18 protein-coding genes are annotated in these 19,900 nt (G+C 71.0%); 9 read left to right on the top strand and 9 right to left on the bottom strand.

Going from position 1 to position 19,900, the window contains the following annotated elements:
• Positions 1 to 115: 115 nt before the first annotated feature.
• From ACGTNG_RS12860 to rhlB, 3 genes are read right to left on the bottom strand one after another with little or no spacing between them, the layout of a single operon-like run.
• Positions 116 to 973, bottom strand: coding sequence for an Nmad3 family putative nucleotide modification protein (locus tag ACGTNG_RS12860; protein ID WP_394577455.1), 858 nt, complete (start codon positions 971 to 973; stop codon positions 116 to 118).
• On the bottom strand, positions 970 to 3,117 hold the full coding sequence (gene dinG / locus ACGTNG_RS12865; RefSeq protein ID WP_394577456.1) for an ATP-dependent DNA helicase DinG: 2,148 nt from the start codon (positions 3,115 to 3,117) through the stop codon (positions 970 to 972). Before dinG ends, ACGTNG_RS12860 begins: the two co-directional genes overlap by 4 nt.
• A 6-nt stretch (positions 3,118 to 3,123) precedes the next feature.
• Positions 3,124 to 4,398: an ATP-dependent RNA helicase RhlB gene (gene rhlB / locus ACGTNG_RS12870; protein ID WP_394577457.1), complete on the bottom strand. Its 1,275-nt coding sequence runs from the start codon at positions 4,396 to 4,398 to the stop codon at positions 3,124 to 3,126.
• A gap of 167 nt (positions 4,399 to 4,565) precedes the next feature.
• Between rhlB and ACGTNG_RS12875 the strand changes: the two genes are divergently transcribed.
• Both ACGTNG_RS12875 and xthA read left to right on the top strand, forming a co-directional pair.
• Positions 4,566 to 4,802 (top strand): hypothetical protein, encoded by a 237-nt coding sequence (locus tag ACGTNG_RS12875; RefSeq protein WP_394577458.1) that lies wholly within the window; start codon positions 4,566 to 4,568, stop codon positions 4,800 to 4,802.
• Positions 4,803 to 4,805: 3 nt separating this feature from the next.
• Positions 4,806 to 5,633, top strand: a complete 828-nt coding sequence (gene xthA / locus ACGTNG_RS12880; protein ID WP_394577459.1) for an exodeoxyribonuclease III — start codon at positions 4,806 to 4,808, stop codon at positions 5,631 to 5,633.
• On the opposite strand, the gene ACGTNG_RS12885 is transcribed toward xthA, so the two are convergent.
• From ACGTNG_RS12885 to ACGTNG_RS12910, 6 genes are read right to left on the bottom strand one after another with little or no spacing between them, the layout of a single operon-like run.
• Positions 5,600 to 6,781, bottom strand: coding sequence for a hypothetical protein (locus ACGTNG_RS12885; RefSeq protein ID WP_394577460.1), 1,182 nt, complete (start codon positions 6,779 to 6,781; stop codon positions 5,600 to 5,602). The two genes, xthA and ACGTNG_RS12885, sit on opposite strands and share 34 nt — an antisense overlap.
• Positions 6,782 to 6,785: 4 nt before the next feature.
• On the bottom strand, positions 6,786 to 7,583 hold the full coding sequence (locus tag ACGTNG_RS12890) for an energy transducer TonB (RefSeq protein ID WP_394577461.1): 798 nt from the start codon (positions 7,581 to 7,583) through the stop codon (positions 6,786 to 6,788).
• The gene (locus ACGTNG_RS12895; RefSeq protein ID WP_394577462.1) at positions 7,580 to 7,987 is read right to left on the bottom strand and encodes an ExbD/TolR family protein; all 408 of its coding nucleotides are present in this window, start codon (positions 7,985 to 7,987) and stop codon (positions 7,580 to 7,582) included. Before ACGTNG_RS12895 ends, ACGTNG_RS12890 begins: the two co-directional genes overlap by 4 nt.
• Positions 7,980 to 8,537 (bottom strand): MotA/TolQ/ExbB proton channel family protein, encoded by a 558-nt coding sequence (locus ACGTNG_RS12900; RefSeq protein ID WP_394577463.1) that lies wholly within the window; start codon positions 8,535 to 8,537, stop codon positions 7,980 to 7,982. The genes ACGTNG_RS12895 and ACGTNG_RS12900 overlap by 8 nt, the downstream gene beginning before the upstream one ends.
• Positions 8,518 to 9,915 carry a MotA/TolQ/ExbB proton channel family protein gene (locus ACGTNG_RS12905; RefSeq protein ID WP_394577464.1) on the bottom strand — a complete coding sequence of 466 codons (1,398 nt, stop codon included), beginning with the start codon at positions 9,913 to 9,915 and terminating at the stop codon, positions 8,518 to 8,520. The genes ACGTNG_RS12900 and ACGTNG_RS12905 overlap by 20 nt, the downstream gene beginning before the upstream one ends.
• Positions 9,912 to 10,706, bottom strand: a complete 795-nt coding sequence (locus ACGTNG_RS12910) for a DUF3450 domain-containing protein (protein ID WP_394577465.1) — start codon at positions 10,704 to 10,706, stop codon at positions 9,912 to 9,914. Before ACGTNG_RS12910 ends, ACGTNG_RS12905 begins: the two co-directional genes overlap by 4 nt.
• Before the next feature lie 210 nt (positions 10,707 to 10,916).
• Between ACGTNG_RS12910 and ACGTNG_RS12915 the strand changes: the two genes are divergently transcribed.
• The 7 genes from ACGTNG_RS12915 (at position 10,917) to ACGTNG_RS12945 (ending at position 19,837) form a co-directional block, all read left to right on the top strand.
• Positions 10,917 to 12,458, top strand: a complete 1,542-nt coding sequence (locus ACGTNG_RS12915) for a pyridoxal phosphate-dependent decarboxylase family protein (RefSeq protein ID WP_394577466.1) — start codon at positions 10,917 to 10,919, stop codon at positions 12,456 to 12,458.
• Positions 12,459 to 12,476: 18 nt separating this feature from the next.
• Positions 12,477 to 13,820, top strand: a complete 1,344-nt coding sequence (locus tag ACGTNG_RS12920; protein ID WP_394577467.1) for a lysine N(6)-hydroxylase/L-ornithine N(5)-oxygenase family protein — start codon at positions 12,477 to 12,479, stop codon at positions 13,818 to 13,820.
• Positions 13,817 to 14,989 (top strand): MFS transporter, encoded by a 1,173-nt coding sequence (locus ACGTNG_RS12925; protein ID WP_394577468.1) that lies wholly within the window; start codon positions 13,817 to 13,819, stop codon positions 14,987 to 14,989. Before ACGTNG_RS12920 ends, ACGTNG_RS12925 begins: the two co-directional genes overlap by 4 nt.
• A 3-nt stretch (positions 14,990 to 14,992) precedes the next feature.
• On the top strand, positions 14,993 to 17,437 hold the full coding sequence (locus ACGTNG_RS12930; protein ID WP_394577469.1) for a GNAT family N-acetyltransferase: 2,445 nt from the start codon (positions 14,993 to 14,995) through the stop codon (positions 17,435 to 17,437).
• Positions 17,438 to 17,548: 111 nt separating this feature from the next.
• Positions 17,549 to 18,055, top strand: coding sequence for an RNA polymerase sigma factor (locus ACGTNG_RS12935; protein ID WP_394577470.1), 507 nt, complete (start codon positions 17,549 to 17,551; stop codon positions 18,053 to 18,055).
• Positions 18,056 to 18,128: 73 nt separating this feature from the next.
• Positions 18,129 to 18,896, top strand: coding sequence for a siderophore-iron reductase FhuF (fhuF, locus tag ACGTNG_RS12940; protein ID WP_394577471.1), 768 nt, complete (start codon positions 18,129 to 18,131; stop codon positions 18,894 to 18,896).
• Entirely contained in the window at positions 18,893 to 19,837 is a 945-nt protein-coding gene (locus ACGTNG_RS12945; protein ID WP_394577472.1) for a helix-turn-helix transcriptional regulator, read from the top strand. Before fhuF ends, ACGTNG_RS12945 begins: the two co-directional genes overlap by 4 nt.
• Positions 19,838 to 19,900: the final 63 nt, after the last annotated feature.

Genomic DNA, 19,900 nt, shown 5'->3' on the forward strand with positions numbered 1-19,900 from the left:
CCGCGCGAGCCGCGGTCAAAACACGAGACGGGCCCGCCACTTGGCGGGCCCGTCTCGTTAGCGGAAGAGCTCTCTGAAAGCCCCGTCTCAGGAAAGCCCCCGTCTCGAGCCAGGCCTATCTCGCCGCGTGCTCCCGGATCAGCTCGCCCGACCAGGGCAGCGCCTCGGGGTAGGCCGCGGCGTCCAGCACGAACTCCTGCCCCCGGGCCACGGCCTTGAGCTCGGTGTGATTCGCCTGCCGGCGCCAGCAGCCGGGATCGGCGTGATAGGAGAGCGGCGGACGGCCGCCGTGCGGATAGCACCAGGACGGCAGCCGCCAGTCGGAGACCTTGGGGGCGTCCGGGGCGGTGAGGCGCAGGGCCGGCGCGTCATGGGAGAAGACGCCGGCGCCCGGCAGGGTGTCGGCGAGCCCGTCGAGGGCCAGCTGACGGCGGGCGACATAGAGCACGTTGTTGCTCGCCCGACGCTGGCAGTGCGGGTGGCCGCTCGCCCACGCCATCTCTGGCGGCAACGGGCCATCCAGGGGCAGCACGCACGCCACCTGCATCCAGCCCCAGAGCACGTGGCGAGGCCGCGCCTCCGGCACGAAGGCCCAGCCGTCGCGGCCTGGCGTGACCGGCCGGAAGAGTCCGAAGAACAGGAACAGGTCCCCCGGCCCGACGCCCTGGTTGCGCAGGTGGCCCTGGGCCTGGCCCATCTGGCCGAACAGCGGCCGCCAGCCCGGCGAGCGCGGCAGGCTTTCCTCCAGCAGGTCGGGATCGAGGTGCACCCGGTCGCGGGCGGTGAGCCGGCCCCGGGTCAGGTCACTGACCAGGGGGGCCAGCGGCTCGCCGTCCTGGGCGAGCTCGCCGTAGGTCGTGAGGGAGTGGTCGTCGGGAATGGGCAGCACGATCAGCCGCCCGTCGGGCAGGATCGGGCTCGGCACGCCACCGGCAGCGCTGTCGAAGCCCTTGCGGCTGAGGATCAGCTTCATCCGGCGTCCTGCACGACCCCGTCGATCTCCCGCACGAAGGGCGGCAGGGCGTCGAGCAAAGCACGGCCATAGCGGCGAGTCAGCACCCGACGATCGAGCAGCGTGATGCGACCCTGGTCGGCCTCCTTGCGGATCAGTCGACCGCAGGCCTGCACCAGCTTGATCGAGGCGTCCGGCACGCTGATGCGCATGAAGGGGTTGCCGCCCCGGCTCTCGATCCATTCGGCCAGGGTCGCCCCCACCGGGTCGTCCGGCACCGAGAAGGGCAGCCGGGTGATCACCACGTGGGTCAGGTAGTCGCCGGGCAGGTCGATGCCCTCGGCGAAGCTCGCCAGGCCGAAGATGATGCTGCCCTCCCCCGCGTCGACCCGCCCCCGGTGGCGGGTGATCAGCTCGCGTTTGGGCAGCCGATCCTGAGCCAGCACCCGCTCGCGACGCGGCCTGGAGAGCGCCTTCTCCACGCCGCGCAGCTGCGCCCGGGACGAGAAGAGCATCAGCACCGCCTCCTGCTCGCCGAGGGCCTCGACGAAGTCGACGATGGCCCGCTCATGACCCTCGCGGTCGGCGGGATCGACCGCCTCCCGAGGCACGCTGAGCACCGCCCGGGAGTAGTCGAAGGGGCTCGGCAAGCGCTGGTAGCGGTAGCGATTGGCGAGCCCGGCCCGCTCCTGGAGTCGCTCGAAGCGGCCGAGCGCAGTGAGCGTCGCCGAGGTGATCACGGCGCCGAAGGTGCGGCCCCAGAGGTTGCGCGCCAGGGTGTGCGCCGCGGAGACCGGGCTCGCCGAGAAGTTCAGCTCCGGCTCGCCATTGAAACGCTCCAGGGTCAGCCAGCGCGCCCGGGGCGGCTCGCCGTCGGGGTCCGTCTCGGCGAAGGCCACCCAGAGGGCATGGGCCTCCAGGGCCCGACCGTGCAGCAGCGCTACCAGCGGCAGCCAGGCCTCGGCCTGCTCCCGGGGCAGGCCGGTGTGCTTCTCCGGGTCGAGGCTCTCGCGCAGGATATCCGCCATCGATTCCAGGGTCCGCGAGAGCTCGGCGAACAGCGTCACCAGGCCGTCGGCGTGCTCGCGCAGCGCGTCCGGGACGCGGCCCATCTCGAAGCGATGATGCCGGCTCTCCTCGCCTTCGCCGAGTCCCTGGGGTCGGCCGGCGAGCTGGTGACCCAGCGCGAAGGCCTCGCCGAGGCGCGGCTCCAGCACGTTGATCGCCTCGGGCAGCCCGGCCAGCAGGCGGGCCAGGGTCGGCTGCACGGCCAGCGCCTGGTTGAGCTCGGTGAGCGAGCTCTTCAGGGTGCGCAGCCAGCGCAGCGCCCCGCCGATGGCGACGCGATGGGTGAAGTGCTGCAGCGCCTTGTCGGGCAGGTGATGCCCCTCGTCGAAGACGTGGATGCAGTCGCCGGGGTCGGGCAGCACCACGCCCCCGCCCAGCGCCAGGTCGGCCAGCACCAGGTCGTGGTTGGCGACGATGATGTCGGCGCTGTCGAGGTGGCGACGGGAGCGGAAGAAGGCGCAGGAGGCGAAGTGGCCGCAGCGACGATTGGTGCACTGGCGATGATCCACGGTCAGACGGCGCCAGTGGCCGTCGTCGATGGCCTCGGGCCAGCTGTCGCGATCGCCCTCCCAGCGCCCGCTGCCGTAGGCCTCGCCGAGTTCCTTGACCAGCGCCTGGAAGTCGTCGCCGCCGCTGGCCAGGGACTGCTCGAAGAGCGACAGCGTCGGGTTCTCCTCGCCGCCATCCAGCGCCTGGTCGAGACGCGCTACGCAGACGTAGCGGCCGCGCCCCTTGGCCAGGGCGTAGTCGAAGGAGAGTCCGCTGTGGGTCTTGAGCGAGGGCAGGTCCTGATGGAGCACCTGCTCCTGCAGGGCCACGGTGGCGGTGGCGATGACGAGCCGCTTGCCGCGGGCCTTGGCCACCGGCAGCGCGGCCAGCAGGTAGGCCAGCGTCTTGCCGGTGCCGGTGCCGGCCTCGAGCACGCAGACGTGTTCGTCGCTCAGGCGCCGGCCGGCGTCGTCCGCCTCGATGCCCGCCAGGGTGCGGGCAATCTCGGCGATCATCAGCCGCTGCCCGTAGCGCGGCGTCAGCCCCAGGCCCTCGAGCACTCGGCGATAGGCCTCCTGGATCTCGCCCTTCAGCGCCTCGTCAAGCATGGGCCGTCAGAGCAGCCCTTCCGGCGGGTGTTCGCACGGCAGCTTGTCGTTGATGTAGCGCTCGATCTCCGGCAGGGAGAAGGCATCCTCCTCGCCGACGAAGCTGATCGACACGCCCTTGGCGCCGGCGCGGCCGGTGCGGCCGATGCGGTGGACATAGTCCTCCGGATCTTCCGGCAGGGTGTAGTTGATCACATGGCTGACATCCTCGATATGGATGCCACGTCCCGCCACGTCGGTGGCCACCAGCACCTGGATCTGGCCCTCGCGGAACTTCTCGAGGGTCTCGATGCGCTGGTTCTGGGGCACGTCGCCGGAGAGCATGGCAGCATTGATGCCGGCCTTCTCGAGCAGGTCGTCGAGCTTGCGCACCAGGTCGCGGCGGTTGCCGAACACCATCACGCGCTCGAAGCTTTCCTGCTTGAGCAGGTTGACCAGCAGGCGCTGCTTGTCCTCGTCGCCGACCAGATAGACGCGCTGGTCGATGTCGGCGGCGTTGTCGACGGTGACCGCGATCTCCACGTGGGCCGGCTGATGGGTCCACTGGCTGGCCAGGTTGAGGATGTCCTGGCTGAAGGTCGCCGAGAACAGGAAGGTCTGGCGCTGCTCGGTGTTCGGCGTATGGCGGATGATGCGCTTGACGTCGGGAATGAAGCCCATCGACAGCATGCGGTCGGCCTCATCGAGCACCAGCACTTCCACCTGGGTCAGGTCGACGTCGCGCTTCTCGTGGAAGTCCAGCAGCCGGCCCGGGGTGGCGACGAGGATGTCGAGCTTGTCGCCCAGCGCCTCGCGCTGCTTCTGGTAATCCATGCCGCCCACCACGCTCGCCACCTTGAGGTCGGTGAAGCGAGCCAGTGCCTTGGCATCCTTCTCGATCTGCAGCGCCAGCTCGCGGGTCGGGGCCACGATCAGCGCGCGCGGCGCGCCCGGCTTCTGGGCGTTGGGCGCCTCCTCCTCGAGGAAGTAGGCCAGGATCGAGATCAAAAAGGCCGCGGTCTTGCCGGTACCGGTCTGGGCCTTGCCGACCACGTCGCCGCCCAGCAGGGTCTGTGCCAGGGCCTCGGCCTGGATCGGCGTGCAGTATTCGAACCCCAGGGCGTGGATCGCCCGCATCAGCGGCAGCGGCAGATCGAAGTCGTGGAAGCGCCACTTGCCCGCCACGGCGGGAACCTGGAACTGGCGCAGATCCCAGTTCGACTGACGCCGCCGCGGCTTGCGCCGACGACGCTTGGGCTTGCGGTTCTGGGCCGGTGCTGGGGTCTGTTCCGACTCGCTCATAGGCTGTGCTGTCATGTCCGTTTGGGTGGATGGGGTGCGTGACGCAAACCGCCATTGTAACAGCCTCCGGCGGCGAGGGCGCCCCCGGACGCCCGTCGGCGCTCGATTGCTGTCGGCAGGTGGGTCGCGGCTGCTAGAATGGCGCCCTAACATGCAGGAGTTGCACCATGACACGCCGAAAGAAGACCCGTTCGCTGGCCGACAAGGTGCAGATTCGCACCGGCAAGCGCAAGGATTTCAAGAAGTGGCGCCACGAGAATCCCGATCAGGTGACCTCGTCGACCCGCTTCTCCCAGAAGAAGCGCCAGCAGCGCAAGCTGCAGGCGGCGCGCAAGCAGGCCCGCCAGGAAGCGGGGCCGTCCATCGCGATCCACCCCGACACGACCGAGCACAAGGACGACTGACCGATGCGCCTGGTGTCATTCAACATCAACGGCATTCGTGCCCGGCTGCACCAGCTCGAGGCCCTGATCGAGGCGCATCGCCCGGCGGTGATCGGCCTGCAGGAGACCAAGGTCCAGGACAGCGAGTTTCCCGTGGCCGCCGTGGAGGCGATGGGCTATCGCGTCGAGTTCCACGGCCAGAAGGGCCACTACGGCGTGGCCCTGATGATCGACACGGCCCAGTGCGGCGAGCCCGAGGCGGTCTTCAAGGGCTTCCCCGATGACGGGGACGACGCCCAGCGCCGCATGATCGGCGCGCGATTCACGCCGAATGGCGGCACGCCGATCACCGTCTGGAACGGCTACTTTCCCCAGGGCGAGAACGTCGCGCACCCGGTGAAGTTTCCCCACAAGCGCCGGTTCTACGCTCAGCTCCAGCGACTGCTGGAGACGCAGCACCGCGCGGATGAGCACCTGGCGGTGATGGGCGACTTCAACATCTCCCCCGAGGACATCGACATCGGCATCGGCGAGGCCAACCGCAAACGCTGGCTGCGCGAGGGCAAGACCAGCTTCCAGCCGGTGGAGCGCGAGTGGCTCGCCGGCATCAAGGCCTGGGGCCTGACCGACAGCTACCGCGTCCGCTATCCCGAGGTCGACGACCGCTTCAGCTGGTTCGACTATCGCTCCCGCGGCTTCGAGCGCGAGCCCCGGCGCGGGCTGCGCATCGACCATATCCTGGTCAGTGCACCGCTCGCCGAGCGCGTCGCGGACGCCGGCATCGACTACGCGCTGCGCGCCATGGAGAAGCCCTCGGATCACGCCCCGGTCTGGACCGACCTCTCGACCTGATCGGCGAGCGCCGCGGCGCCCTCCTCACCGGCGTCGGGCAGCGAGGCGAGCCACGCCTCGGCCTCCTCGGCGCCCAGCGCGCGGGCCCGCCTCAGGGCGCGGCCCGCCAGCGCCTCCTCCCCCCAGCCGTGGGCCAGCTGGCCCAGGCGCAGCCAGTCGGTTGCCTGCTCGCTGTCGCGGGCGACCGCCTCCCAGGCCGATAGCGCCCGGCCATGATCGCGCGCCGCCTCCCAGGCCGTGGCCAGCAGCCGCCGGTGACGGGCATCGCTCGCCAACACGCCGGCCGCGAGCCCCCTTTCCAGATGCTCGGCCGCCCGTGCGGGAGTGCCTCCGGCGAGGTGCAGCCTCGCCAGGCGCCGCAGGTCCTCCTCACCCGACAGGGCGCCCCGCCGCCAGCCGGCCTCCCAGAGCGCCGCAGCGAGCCCCGCCTCTCCCAGCTGTTGCGCCAGCGCCGCGGCGCGGCGCCACTCTGCCGGATCGGCCTCGCGCCCCAGTTGCTCGCGCAGCAGCGCCAGGGCCTCGCCGTCGCGGCCCGCCTGCCGATAGATCGCGAGCGCCAGTGTCCGACGCCCCTCTCCCCGCGGCACTTCCTCCAGCGCCTCGAGCCGGGTGGCGGCAGCCTCCCAGCGCTCGAGCTCGGCCAGCCAGCCGATCAGCCGCCAGCGCTCCTCGACGGGCGGCACCGAGGCCTCCTCCAGCCAGCGGGCGAGGCGGTCCGCGGCCACGGCCGTTTTCCCCGCGGCACGGTACTGCAGCGCCGCCTCGCGACGGCGCGCCTGGCGCCAGGCCTCGGGCGCCACGTCGCTTCCCGCCGCGGCGGAAAGCCACGCGGCGGCTCGCCCGTGCTCGTCCTGGCGCGCCGCCGCGCCGGCCGCCAACTGCAGGTAGAGGGCACGGGCCCAGCGATCGGCGTCGTTGCCCGCCGTCAGGCGCTCGGCCTGTCGGCTCGCCTTGGCCTGCACCTCGGTCAGCACCTCGGCGGGCGCCTCCTCGAGCCGGGCCTCGAGACCCTCGAGGTCGCGAATGAAGCTCCCGGGCAGGGCCGGCTGGGCCTGCACCGAGGTACAGGCCGTCAGCAGCAGCCCAGCGGCGAGGCCGGGCAGCCGGCGTCGCGTGAAGGGACGCCATCGAATCAACGCATGCGACATGGGCTCACCTCAGCTGAAACTCGAGTCGCTGACGGGCGCGACGCAGGCGGCCATCGGCCTCGAAGCGCCAGTCGGCGATGGCCCGCGTGGCCGCCTCGTCGAAGACACGACGCGGCCGGGCCTCGACCACCCGGACCGAGCCGGCCTTGACCCGGCCATCGGGACGAATCAGGAATTCCACAACCACATGCCCCTCGAGGCCGCGGCGCTGGGCGCGCCGCGGGTAGCTCGGCGGCACGCGCCGGGTAGGCGTCGCCTGCCCCACGTCCTGCACCGCCTGGCTGGCCTGGCTGTCGGCGCTCGGCGCGCCCTGCCCCGAGGCGGCGGCCTGCTGCGTTGCGGTGGCCTCGGTCGTCGTCGCCGACGGGCTCGCCGGCTCGGGAGAGGGTGGCGGCTCTGGCTGCGGTGCGGGCTGCGGTTCGGGCTTTGGTGCTGGCTCAGGCGTCGGCACCGCCTCGGTCAGCTCGGGCAGCGCGGTGTCCAGCTCGGCACTCTCCTCGGGCCGCACCGGCGGAGGATCGGCCGGCGTCGGCTCCGGCAGTGACAAGGTGCTGTCGGGCACCGGCGCCGGCGGTGGCGGGCTGGGAGGTGCCGGCTGCGGCGCGGGCGGTGCGCTGGGCGCGGGGGCCGTCGTCTCGGCCGGCTGCACCGGCTGGTCGACCGCCGCGGCCATGCTCATCGTCATGACCCTCTCGCGCCGCTCGACCTCCGCCTCGGGCGGCGCCACCAGCAGCGCCAGCCCCCAGAACAGCAGCAGCGCCAACAAGGCCCCGGCCAGGGACGCCAACGGCCAGCGAATCACGCCCCCTCCCGGGAGGCCGCGACCGCGATCTGCTCGATACCCGCCTCGCGCAGGCGATCCATCACCTCGACCAGCAGGCCGGTGGTGGAGGCGCGATCGGCCTGGATCACCACCCCGCCCTGCTCACTCACCAGGGGCACGACGGCCTCGCCGACGCGATGCGCGTCCACCGGCGCGCCGTCGACCCACACCGCGCCCTCGGCGGTCAGGGCCACCATCACCTGGGCCTCGGGCCGCGGCGTGGCGGCGCTGGACGCGGGACGCTCGATCTCCACGCCGCTCTCCTTGACGAAACTGGTGGTGACGATGAAGAAGATCAGCATGATGAAGACGACGTCCAGCATGGGGGTCAGGTTGACCTCGCTGGTCTCGCCGCTGTCGGCACTCAGGCGACGCCTACGCATCGGGCTCCTCCACGGCGCGGGCCATGCGGTCATGCAGCCGCTGGTCCTCGCGCCGAATGATGTGTTCGAGACGGGTGGTGAACAGCAGCCCGGCCACCGCCACCGCCATGCCGGCGAGGGTGGGCAGCGTGGCCCGGGCGACGCCGTCGGCCATGGCGCGGGCCTGGCTGGTCTCGCTGGCGGCCAGGCCCTCGAAGACGGTGATCATGCCGGTCACCGTGCCCAGCAGGCCGAGCAGCGGACAGAGCGCCACCAGCAGCTTGAGCCATGGCAGGGGGCGGCGCAGCCGGGCGATCAACTCCTGGGTCCAGACCTCGCGCAGCGTCAGCGCACTCCAGCTGGCATGCTCGTCGCGGCGCACCCAGCGCGCCACCAGGGCCTGACGCTCGCGTCGCCAGACGAAGCGGAAGTAGCACCAGCGCTCCAGCGCCAGCGAGAACAGCAGCATGGCCACCGCACCGATCGCCACCAGCACTGGCCCCCCGGCCTGGCCCAGCCAGGCGAGCGGCGCGGTGGCGCTCGCCATCACCTCAGGCCAGGGAAGCGGCATGCTGCGACTCGCGACGCGGGGCGGGGGCCGGCAGGGCCTCGAGGTGCTCGGCAAGCGCAGCGCTGGCCCGCCCCTCAATCACCCCGGAGAGCCAGCGGCTGCGGCTGGCGAGCGCGGTGTGGGCGAGCATCAGCGGCACCGCGGTGATCAGGCCCAGCACCGTGGTGACCAGCGCCTGGCTGATGCCGCCCGCCATCAGCTGCGGATCGCCGGTGCCGAACACGGTGATCGACTGGAAGGTGCCGATCATGCCGGTCACCGTGCCGAGCAGCCCCAGCAGCGGCGCCACCGCCGCCAGCAGCTTGACCAGCGCCTGACCCCGCTCGAGCCGCGGCAGCTCGGCGAGCAGCGCCTCGTCGAGGCGCGCCTCCAGCGCCTCGGGCACCAGGCCCTGGCGCAGCGTCTGCACCTTGGCCAGCACGCGCCCCAGGGGATTGTCATCGCGCAGGCTCGCGCCGTCCCGGAGCTGGCGACGCAGTCGCACGGTCACGCGCATCAGGTAGCCGTACTGGCCCAGGGCGATCAAGAGCCCCAGTGCGCCGAGTGCCACCACCACGTAGCCCACGGCGCCGCCCTGGTGGAAGCGCGCCAGCAGGTCGGGGCGCTGGATCAGCGCCTCGAGCAGCTCGCCGCCGGTGGGGTCGAGGCTGACCCGGTCGCTCTCGCCCCGCGCGAAGGCCGTCAGGGTCTCGACGGCATCGTCGGGGGTCGCGGCCATCGCGGCCGGCGGCAGCTCGGGAGATTCCCGCCGCAGCCAGCGCCCGTCGCCGATCATGGCCAGATCCCCGACCCGCAGCACCTCCCGGGGGGCGACGCGACCGTCGACCGAGGCCACCGGCAGGGTCAGCCGCTCGATGCGCCCGGTCTCGCGGGTGAGGGCCATCAGCGCATCGGCCAGCGACTCGATTCGCGCGAGGTCGGGCAGCGTGTCCGCCTCGCCGCGCGCGGGCAGCTCGGGCCCGTCGAGGGTGAGCCAGCTCTCGCCGAGGGCGTCGCGCAGCTCGCCGACATGACGCTCCAGCACCGGCTTGACGGCCGACAGCTCGCCGCCCTGGGCCTGCTGCCGCTGCGCCAAGGCCTCACGGCGCGCCTGCTGCTCGTCGTGCTGCGCCTCGAGCGCCTGGCGCCGCGCGACCGCCGCGTCGCGGCGCTCGGCCGCGGCGTCGACGGCGCGCCGCAGGGCATCGCGGTCATCGACCAGCTCGGCCAGCCGCGCCCTGTCTCGCTCCAGTTCGGCCTGGCGCGCCTCGGCGAAGGAGGCCGGGGTGTCCTGCCGAGCCTGGGATTGTTGAGTCTCGCCTTGGGCCTGGATCAGCGCCGCCGGCAGCATCAGGGCCGCGCACAGCAGCAGGCGGCCCGCGTATCGTGACAGCGTCATGAGGCTTCTCCCCCGCGCTCGTGGGTCGTCTCCGGTTGAGCGATGGGCTGGGAGACCGGCAGCGTCAGCAGCTCGGGGGCCCGCTGCTCGCGGGCGATGCGCAGGCCGTTCTCGAGCCGCCGGCGCGACGCCTTGTCGAGGGGCTGCCAGGCCTGCTCATCGGCCTTCCATACGCCGCCCTCGCGGCCGTCCGGGGTCAGGTAATAGAAGCCGACCCGCCCCAGCCGCAGGAAGTCCACCTCCCGCTCGCCGTCCAGCAACCCCCGCCAGGCATCCAGCTCGCGCCCGTAGGCGAGCTCACCGCGCCAGGCGGCGAGCACGCGATCCAGCCGCTCGGCGGGCGACAGCGCCGGGTCGGAGAGGGTGCGCTCCAGGCTCGCGACCCGGGCCCGGCGCTCGTCTTCGAGGAATGGCAGGTCGGCCTCGATCCAGCGATCGAGGCGCTCGACCATCCCACGCAATAGGGGCGGCAGCCCCTCGCGGGTCGTCGCGGCGCCCTCCAGGGCGCGCTCTCGGCGCGCCAGCGTCTCCTCCTGGCGCGCCACCACGCGCGCAAGCTCGGCGTTGTAGGCCTCGACCCGCTGCGCCTCGGCCCTGGCCTGGCGCAACTCGTCGATCAGGCGGCGCGTCTCGTCATCGGCGGCGTCGATGCGCGTCTGCAACTCGGCCTGGCGGCGCTGCGCCTCGGCGGATCGATCGACCAGCGACTCCTGCCACTGCCCTTGTCCCTGAGCCAGGCCGGCACCGCACAGGGTGACGACCGCAACGAGCGCGGCGTGGAAGCGAAACATCCTCAAGGCGACTCTCCGATGGTGATCTCGAACGGGTCGAGACAGTGACACAAATGGGAATGCTTATCAATGCACCCCATCATCGTGGCGAGCAACGAAAAAATTTGCTCCGCCGGCGGTTCAGAACCCCATGGCGAATACGTCGTGATCAGAGCAAGCCCATTAATCGATAATGATTATCAATAAATTCCCTGACTGGTCGGAGACACCATGATACAGCCGGACGGTACCTGTGGGCGGCCCACCCGCCACGCTCCTGCTCTCTTCAATGCCCGTCATGCCGAGGCCTACTGGCAGCAGGCGACCCGCTGCGTCGATCTGGTACGGCGCAAGGTGGGGAGCGTGGAGCGACCCTTCAGCGGCGCGCGCCCCGAGGAACTCCGCGCGCTCATCGCGGCCATCGACCTCGACGCGCCCCTCGGCGAACTGCGCCCGGCGCTGGAGGAGCTGGAGCGGGTCTACCTGGATGACGCCGTCTACTTCCATCATCCCCGCTACGTGGCGCATCTCAACTGCCCGATCGTGCTGCCCGGCATCCTCGCCGAGACCATCCTCTCGCCGATCAACTCCTCGCTGGACACCTTCGACCAAAGCGCCGGCGGCACCTACATCGAGCAGTCGCTGATCGACTGGACGGCCAGCCGCATCGGCCTGGGCCAGGACGCCGACGGCGTCTTCACCAGCGGCGGCACCCAATCGAACCTGATGGCGCTGATGATCGCCCGTGACCACCACGGCGCCTCCCTGGACGATCACGGCGGCAACAAGCACGAGGGCCTGCCGGCGGACTACCGCCGCCTGCGCATCCTCGGTTCCGAGGTCAGCCACTTCAGCCTGCAGAAGTCCGCGGCGATCCTCGGGCTCGGCTACCAGGCGGTGATGCCGGTGGCCTGCGACGCCCACTACCGCCTGGATCCCGCGGTCCTCAAGGCCCGCCTGGAAGAGTGCGTGGCGATGGACCTGATCCCCATCGCCGTGGTGGCCACCGCGGGGACCACCGACTTTGGCAGCATCGACCCCCTCGAGGAGATTGCCGCGCTGTGCCAGCAGCATGGCATCTGGCTACACGTGGATGCCGCCTTCGGCGGGGGCCTGTTGTGCTCGCGGCGCTATCGTCATCGCCTGGCCGGCATCGAGCAGGCCGACTCGGTGACCATCGACTACCACAAGACCTTCTTCCAGCCGGTGAGCTGCAGCGCCTTCCTGGTGCGCCGTCGCAGCGACCTGCGCCATGTCACCTATCACGCCGACTACCTCAACCCGCTGTGCCAGGCCGAGGCCGGCACCCCGGACCAGGTCAACAAGAGCCTGCAGACCACCAAGCGCTTCGACGCCCTCAAGCTGTGGCTGACCCTGCGCATCATGGGCGCCGACGCCCTGGGCGAGATGTTCGAGCGGGTCATCGACCTGGCCGGCGAGGCCCACGCCGAACTGGCCCGCCACCCGGACTTCGAGGTCCTGCTCGACCCGCCCATGAGCACCCTCGTATTCCGCTACCGCCCGGCCGGCCTCACCGATGCCGCCCTCGACGACCTCAACGCCCATGTCCGTTCGGCCCTGTCGCGCCACGGCGAGGCGGTGATCGCCGCCACCCGGGTCGGCGGCCGGCGCTACCTCAAGTTCACCCTGCTCAACCCGGATACCCGCCTCGACGACCTCACCGCCATCGTCGAGCGCATCGTCCACCACGGCCGCGACTGGTGCGAGGCCCAGACCCAATCGCAAGTTCCGACCCGCGCCGCCGTTTCCTGATTCCAGCGAGACACGACCATGACACAGTCCCTTCACGACGTTCACGTCCACGACTTCATCGCCATCGGCCTCGGGCCCTTCAACCTGGGCCTCGCCTGCCTGACCGACCCCATCGAGGAGCTCGACGGGCTCTTCCTCGAGCGTCGCGACGGCTTCGACTGGCACCCCGGCATGCTCCTCGAGGAGGCCACCCTGCAGACCCCCTTCCTGTCGGACCTGGTCACCATGGCCGACCCCACGAGCCGCTTCAGCGTGCTCAACTACCTGAAGCAGCAGGGCCGGCTCTACAACTTCTACATCCGCGAGAACTTCTTCCTGCTGCGCAACGAGTACAACCGCTACTGCCAGTGGGCGGTGGCGCAGCTCGATACCCTGCGCTTCGGCACCGAGGTGACCCGGGTCGAGCACGACGCCGCCCGAGGCGTCTACCGGGTGAGCTGCCGCGACACCAGAAGCGGCGAGGCAAGGGATCACCTGGCCCGGCACCTGGTGCTGGGCACCGGCTCCACGCCCTTCCTGCCGGAGGGCTGCCGCGACGTCGCGCCCCGCCCGCTGCACGCCAGCGAGTACCTCGCGCACAAGGAGGAGCTGCAGCGCCAGTCGGCCATCACCCTGGTCGGCAGCGGCCAGAGCGCGGCCGAGATCTACCACGACCTGCTCGCCGATATCGACCGCTTCGGCTACCGGCTCGACTGGATCACCCGCTCGCCGCGCTTCTTCCCGCTAGAGTACGGCAAGCTAACCCTGGAGATGACCTCGCCGGACTACATCGACTACTTCCACGCCTTGCCCGAGGCCACCCGCAACGCGCTGATGCAGCGCCAGAAGAGCCTCTACAAGGGCATCAACCTGGAGCTGATCGACGCCATCTACGACCTGCGCTACGCCAAGGAGCTCGGCGGCGAGGTGCGCTCCGAGCTGCTCACCAACGTGAGCCTCGAGACCTGCCGCTTCGATGTCGCGCGCGGCGAGTACGACCTGACCCTGTGGCACGCCGAGCAGCAGCGTCACTTCCGCCACCGCACCCCGGCGCTGATCATGGCCACCGGCTACCGCTACCATATGCCCGACTTCCTGGCGCCCCTCACCCCGCGGATCGCCTTCGACGACGCCGGCCGCTTCGCCGTGGGCCGCTTCTACGACATCGATGGCGGGCGCGGCGAGATCTTCGTCCAGAACGCCGAGCTTCACACCCATGGCCTGGTGGCGCCGGACCTGGGGATGGGCCCCTACCGCAACGCCTGCATCATCCGCGCCCTGACCGGCCGGGAGATCTACCCCGTCGAGGAGCGGATCGCCTACCAGCGCTTCGGCGCCCCCAGCGAGGCCGTCTTCGAACCGATGGACGCGGAGCCGGCATGAGCCCGACCCCCTGGCTGGTGGCCGTGACCGCCGTGGCGGTGGTCAGCGATGCCATGCTGCTGCCCTTCTACCCGCAGTTCTTCGCCGCGCGCTTCGGCGTGACCGATCCGTCGCACATCGGTCTCTACCTGGCCATGTGCTGCCTGGTGGTGATGCTGGCCCTGCCCGGCTGGGCGCGCCTGGCGCGCCGGCTGGGCACCCTGCGCCTGCTGATCGGCACCCAGGTCGTGGCCGGCGGCCTCAGCCTCGCCTGCGCGGTGGTGACCTCGCTGCCGTGGTTCTGGGGGCTGTCGCTGACCATGCTGGTGGCCAAGGCGAGCTACCTGCTGGTCTATCCCTACCTGATGCACTACGAGCCCCGGGCGCGCCACGCCTCCCTGATCGGCGTGCTCTCGGTGGTGGTGCATGCCGGCGGCATCCTCGGCGCCGTGATCGGCGGCCTGGTGCTGGAGCACTGGCAGGCCCGGCAGGTGTTCCGGGTGATGGCGCTCAGCGATGCCCTGCAGATCGCGGTCTGCCTCCTGCTGCTGCGCCGCGCTCGCGCCCCCCACGCCACGCCCGACACCCCGGCGGGGTCGGGCACCAGCGGCGCCATCCTGCGCCTGGGCGTGGTGATGCTGCTGTTCACCTTCAGCGCCACCCTGGCGCGGCCCTTCTTCGCCCGCTACTGGGAGAGCGCCTCCGGGCTCGCCGGCGAGGTGCTGGCCGGCGCGGTCTTCGCCATCCCCGGCGCCGTGGCCGTAGCGCTGCTGGCCCTCGACCTGCTGGGCCGCCGCCGCCCCGGCGACGCCATCCTGGTGCCCCTGGCCATCGGCCTCACCGGCCTGCTGCTGCAGGCCAGCGGCGAGATCGCCGCCCTCCTGGTCGGCCGGCTGCTGTTCGGCTGGGCGCTGTTCCGCGTCACCGTGCGCCTGGAGCTGCGCCTCTTCCAGCTCAGCACCCCCGACCGCTACGCCAGCGACTTCAGCAAGATCCACGTCTTCCAGGGGCTCGGCGTGCTCGTCGCCTCCTGGGGTGCCGGCCACCTGGTCGACGCCCAGGGCCTCGCCAGCCCCTTTGTCGTCGCCGCCCTGGGCCTGGGCACCTGCGCCCTGGCCCATCGCCTGCTGCTCGCCCGGGCCGAGGCGAGCCCCGCGCGGCCCTCCGCTTCCGCTTCTGCAAGGACCTGACCCATGACCCTCTTCCAACCGACCCTGACCACCCGCGCCGGCTTCTCGCGTCATGCCCAGGAGCTCGGCACCTTCAGCCTGCGCCCACTGCAGCTGCCCGAGGACCTGGCACTGATCCACGCCTGGGTCAGCGCCCCCCGCGCCCGCTTCTGGGGCATGCAGGGCCACTCGCCACAACGCGTCCTGGCGTTCTACCGCGAGCTCCAGGAGTGCGAGCACGCCCAGGGCTACCTGGGGCTGTTCGACGGTCAACCGGCCTTCCTGGTCGAGTGCTACGACCCGCGCCACGACCCCATCGGCCACCACTATGACGTCGCCGAGGGCGACCGCGGCATGCACTTCCTGGTGGCCCCGGCCGACACGCCCCGTTCCGGCTTCAGCGTGCAGGTGATCACCACCATCCTGGCCTTCATGTTCGAGGATCCCGCCACCCGGCGGATCGTCGTCGAGCCGGACGTCACCAACCGCAAGATCCATCCCCTCAACCGCCGAGTCGGCTTCGTCTACGACCGCGAGGTCGTGCTCCCCGAGAAGACCGCCCAGCTGGCCTTCTGCGACCGTGCGGCCTTCGCCTCGGCGGTGAGCGGCGAGAACCCGCGCCTGGACCCGGCACTCGCCGCCGACCCGGCCCGGGCCGCCGCGCACCTGACCCCCGCTCTCTGGGCCCGGGCCAACCGCTGGCTGGTGCGCAAGGCCATCGCCGAGTTCAGCCACGAGAAGCTGCTGGCCCCCGAGTGCCTGGAAGGTGACGCGGACGTCGGTACCTATCGCCTGGCCGCGCCGGGGGGCCGCGTCGAGTATCGCTTCCGCGCCCGCCGGCTGGCGCTGGACCACTGGGCCATCGACCTTGGCTCGCTTGAGCGGCGCGTCGAGGGCGCGCCGGCCGACCTGGACGCCCAGGCGTTCATCCTCGAGTTCCGCGACCCACTGGGCATCGGCGAGGCCATGCTGCCGGTCTACCTGGAGGAGGTCGCCAGCACCCTGTTCGGCGGCGCCTACAAGCTCGCCGGCACCCGCCCGGACGCCGATGGCCTGGTCGAGGCCGACTTCCAGACCCTGGAGGCCGCCATGACCGAGGGCCACCCGGTGTTCGTGGCCAACAACGGCCGCCTGGGCTTCGATGCGGTGGACTATCACGCCTATGCCCCGGAGGCGGCCGCGCCCGTCACCCTGGTGTGGCTCGCCGTGCACCGCGAGGACGCCCACTTCAGCGCCATCGAGGGCCTGGACTACGCGGGCCTGCTGCGCGAGGAGCTGGGTGAGGCGACGCTTGCCGACTTCCAGCGCCGGCTCGCCGCCCGGGGGCTCGATCCCGACGACTACCTGCTGATGCCGGCCCACCCCTGGCAGTGGTTCCACAAGCTGGCCATCACCTTCGCCGGTGAGGTGGCGCGGGGGCGCATCGTCTGCCTGGGCTACGGCGTTGATCAGTATCGTGCCCAGCAGTCGATCCGCACCTGGTTCAACGTCAGCCAGCCGAGCCGGCGCTACGTGAAGACGGCACTGTCGATTCTCAACATGGGCTTCATGCGCGGCCTCTCGCCCCACTACATGCGCGCCACCCCGGCCATCAACGACTGGATCAAGCGGCTGGTCGACGACGACCCGGAGCTCTGTGCCCTGGGCTTCACGGTGCTGCGCGAGGAGGCCGCCATCGGCTTTCGCCGCGACGCCATCGAGCCGGCCTTCGACCGCTACAGCGCCTACAAGAAGATGCTCGCCTGCCTGTGGCGGGAGAGCCCGATGCACCACCAGCGGGACGGCCAGCGGCTGATGACCATGGCCGCGCTGCTCCACGTCGACGAGGGCGAGCGGGCGCTGCTGCCGCGGCTCATCCAGGCCTCGGGGCTCGCCACCGGCGACTGGCTGGAGCGCTACCTGCGGGTCTACTTCCGGCCGCTGCTGCACTGCTTCTACGCCTACGACCTGGTGTTCATGCCCCACGGCGAGAACCTGATCCTGCAGCTCGAGGACGGCGTGCCGGTGAAGGCCATCATGAAGGACATCGCCGAGGAGATCGGCATCATGAACACCGAGGTCGAGCTGCCCGAGGAGGTCGCGCGGATCAGCGTGGCGGTACCCGAGCCGCTCAAGGTGCTGTCGATCTTCACCGACGTCTTCGACTGCTTCCTGCGCTTCATGGCGGCGATCCTCGTCGAACAGGACGACATCACCGAAGAAGCCTTCTGGGAGCGCGTGGCCGGCTGCGTGCTGGACTACCAGCGCGACCACCCCGAGTTCGCGGAGCAGTTCGCCCGCCACGATCTCTTCGCGGCGGAGTTCACCCGCTCCTGCCTGAACCGGCTGCAGCTCAACGATCACCAGCAGATGATCGACCTGGCCGACCCGGCGAAGAACCTCCAGTTCGCCGGCACCCTGGTCAACCCCATCGCCGCCTATCGGCCGACCCCGACCGGGCCCCGGGCGTCCGAGGCCGCCCTGGCCTGACACGAGCCGCGGGCCAGGCGTCGTCAACCGAGCCGCGCCTGGCTCGCCAAGGGTGCTAGCGCACCTCATGATCATGAAACGCAACGCTACGGTTCCCAGGACGGAGCTCACATGACGGCCCACCCCGATCTCGCTGCCCTCTTCCAGCGTCACGCCACGGACCTCGCTGGCTACCTGCGGCGCCAGCTGCCGTGCCCCCATCTGGCCGAGGACCTCTGCCAGGACGTCTTCCTGCGCCTCGGCCAGCACCCCGAGCCCGGCCGGCTCGAGGAGCCCCGGGCCTATCTGTTTCGCATGGCCCGCAACCTGGTCATCGACCATCACCGACGCCGCTGCTCGCGTCCCACCAGCCAGCCCCTGGACGACCCCGCGCTGTGCCTGGCCTGTCCACGCCCCTGCCCCGAGGAGGCCACCGAGCGCCGCCTCTGCCAGCTGCGCCTGCGCGAGGCCATGGACGCCCTGCCACCCCGCCTGCGCCAGGCGCTGACCTGGCACCGACTCGAGGGGCTGACCCAGGCGGAGATCGGCCGTCGCCTCGGCGTCTCCGAACGCATGGCCGGGCGCTACGTGACCCAGGCCATCGAGCGGTGCCGGGCGCAGCTGGAGGCCACGCTCTGATCCTTACATGCCCATTTGATAACGATTCCCATTTTATTTATCATTCGGCATCGACATCCCCGGCGGAGGCCCCATGACCCAAGCGCTGTCGACGCTCTACATCGGTCCCCTGGAGGGCCTGTCGCCCCCCCGAGTCGCGCCGACACCCGGCCCCGACACCCTGCCCGCCCGCACCCTGCTCGAGCCGGCCTACCTCGCCGAGCTGATCGACCGCTTCGCTACCCGGTATGGCCACGGCGACCGCCGAGCGGTGGCCTCGCTCTGGTCCAAGTGGCACTTCAGCGCGCTCGCGGCCCATGGCCTGGCGGCCAATCTGCTGCTCGAGCGCGACCTTCCGCTGGGGTTTCATGACCTGCACCTGGTGCAGGACGCCGATGGCCAGACCAGCGGCCTCGAGCTCCGTCACGCCGGACGTCCACTGAGCGAGCTGGGCGCCCTCTCGCGCTTCACCACCCTGCTCGACGATCATCTGATGCCGCTGGTCGAGGCCTTGGCCTCGGCGAGCGGCGCCTCGCCCAAGGTGTTCTGGAGCAATGCCGGCAACTACGTCGAGCACTTCACCGGCGCCCTCGCCCAGCACCCCATGGCCGGGCCGGACGTGGGCGAGCCCGCCCAGGCGCTGATGGAGAGCCGGACCCTGGCCGACGGGCGGCGCAACCCGCTGTATCGGCCAGTACGCTACGTCACGCCCGAGGCGCCACAGGCTCCCTCGCGCATCCGCCGACTGTGCTGCATCCGCTACCTGATCGATGAGCTGGGCTACTGCGCCAACTGCCCGCTGGAATGTCGGCGCGGCGCCAAGGCGGCGAAGGGCAAGCGGGTAGCGACGGCGAGCGCATGAGCTCGCAACGCGCGCAGGTGCGCCCCCATACGCCTCGGGATCTGCACGCCTATGGCCGGCGCTACGGCCTCGACTATCGGGTGCCGGGCCTGTCGATCCAGGCCGAGGTCCCGGTAGTGCGCGGCGTGGTGCGGGAGTTCTCGCCGCGCCCGGGCATGCAGCTGGTCGCCTCCGACGTGGAGGTGATCCATCGCTACGACTCCCGCTCACGGGTGGCCTCGCCTCTGTCGATCGTGGTCATGCTGGAGGGACGGGCCGAGGTGGCCCTGGGCGATGAGCCACCGCTGCGCCTCTCGCCCGGCATGGCATTGAGCGTGAGGCTCGAGCGCCAGCGGGGCCTCACCGCTTGCCAAGCAGCCGGCCAACGCCTGCGGGCCCTGACCCTTGGCCTCGACGAGACGTGCCTGGCCCGGCTCGGGATGCGACCGTCGATAGCCGATGCCTCCCGGCTACAGGCCTGGCGATTACCCGAGCCGCTGAGCCAGGGCCTCGAACAGGCGCTCGCCGGCTCGCTGGAAGGGGCCGCCCAGCGTCTGCTGCTCGAGGGACTGAGCCTGCAGCTGCTGGCCCATGGCGGCGGCATCGATGCCTCGCCGGCGTCTCGTTTGGCCCGGCTGGCTCCCCAGGAGCGTCGACGCCTAGAGCGGGTCCGCGACGCCCTCCGTCGTGATCCCGCCGGTGAGCATCGCCTGGCGACCCTGGCCGAACTCGCCGCCATGAGTCCCGCCAGCCTGCGTCGCAAGTTCCAGGCGGCCTTCGGCCGCAGCGTCTTCGACTACCGCCGCGAATGCCGGCTGGCCCTGGCCCACGACTACCTGGAGCGTCGCTTCAGCGTCCAGCAGGCCGCCCACTTCTCGGGCTATCGCCACGCCAGCAACTTCACGACCGCCTTCCGCCGCCACTTCGGCTACCCGCCGAGTTCCCTGCTATCGGCGACCTGAGCACCCCGCATAGGCGTGTGAGCATTCGACATACCCTTCAGGGCAAGCAAAAGGTAATAATTC

Source organism: Halomonas sp. B23F22_3, from assembly GCF_043496965.1.
In the GTDB taxonomy this organism is placed as follows: Bacteria; Pseudomonadota; Gammaproteobacteria; order Pseudomonadales; family Halomonadaceae; genus Halomonas.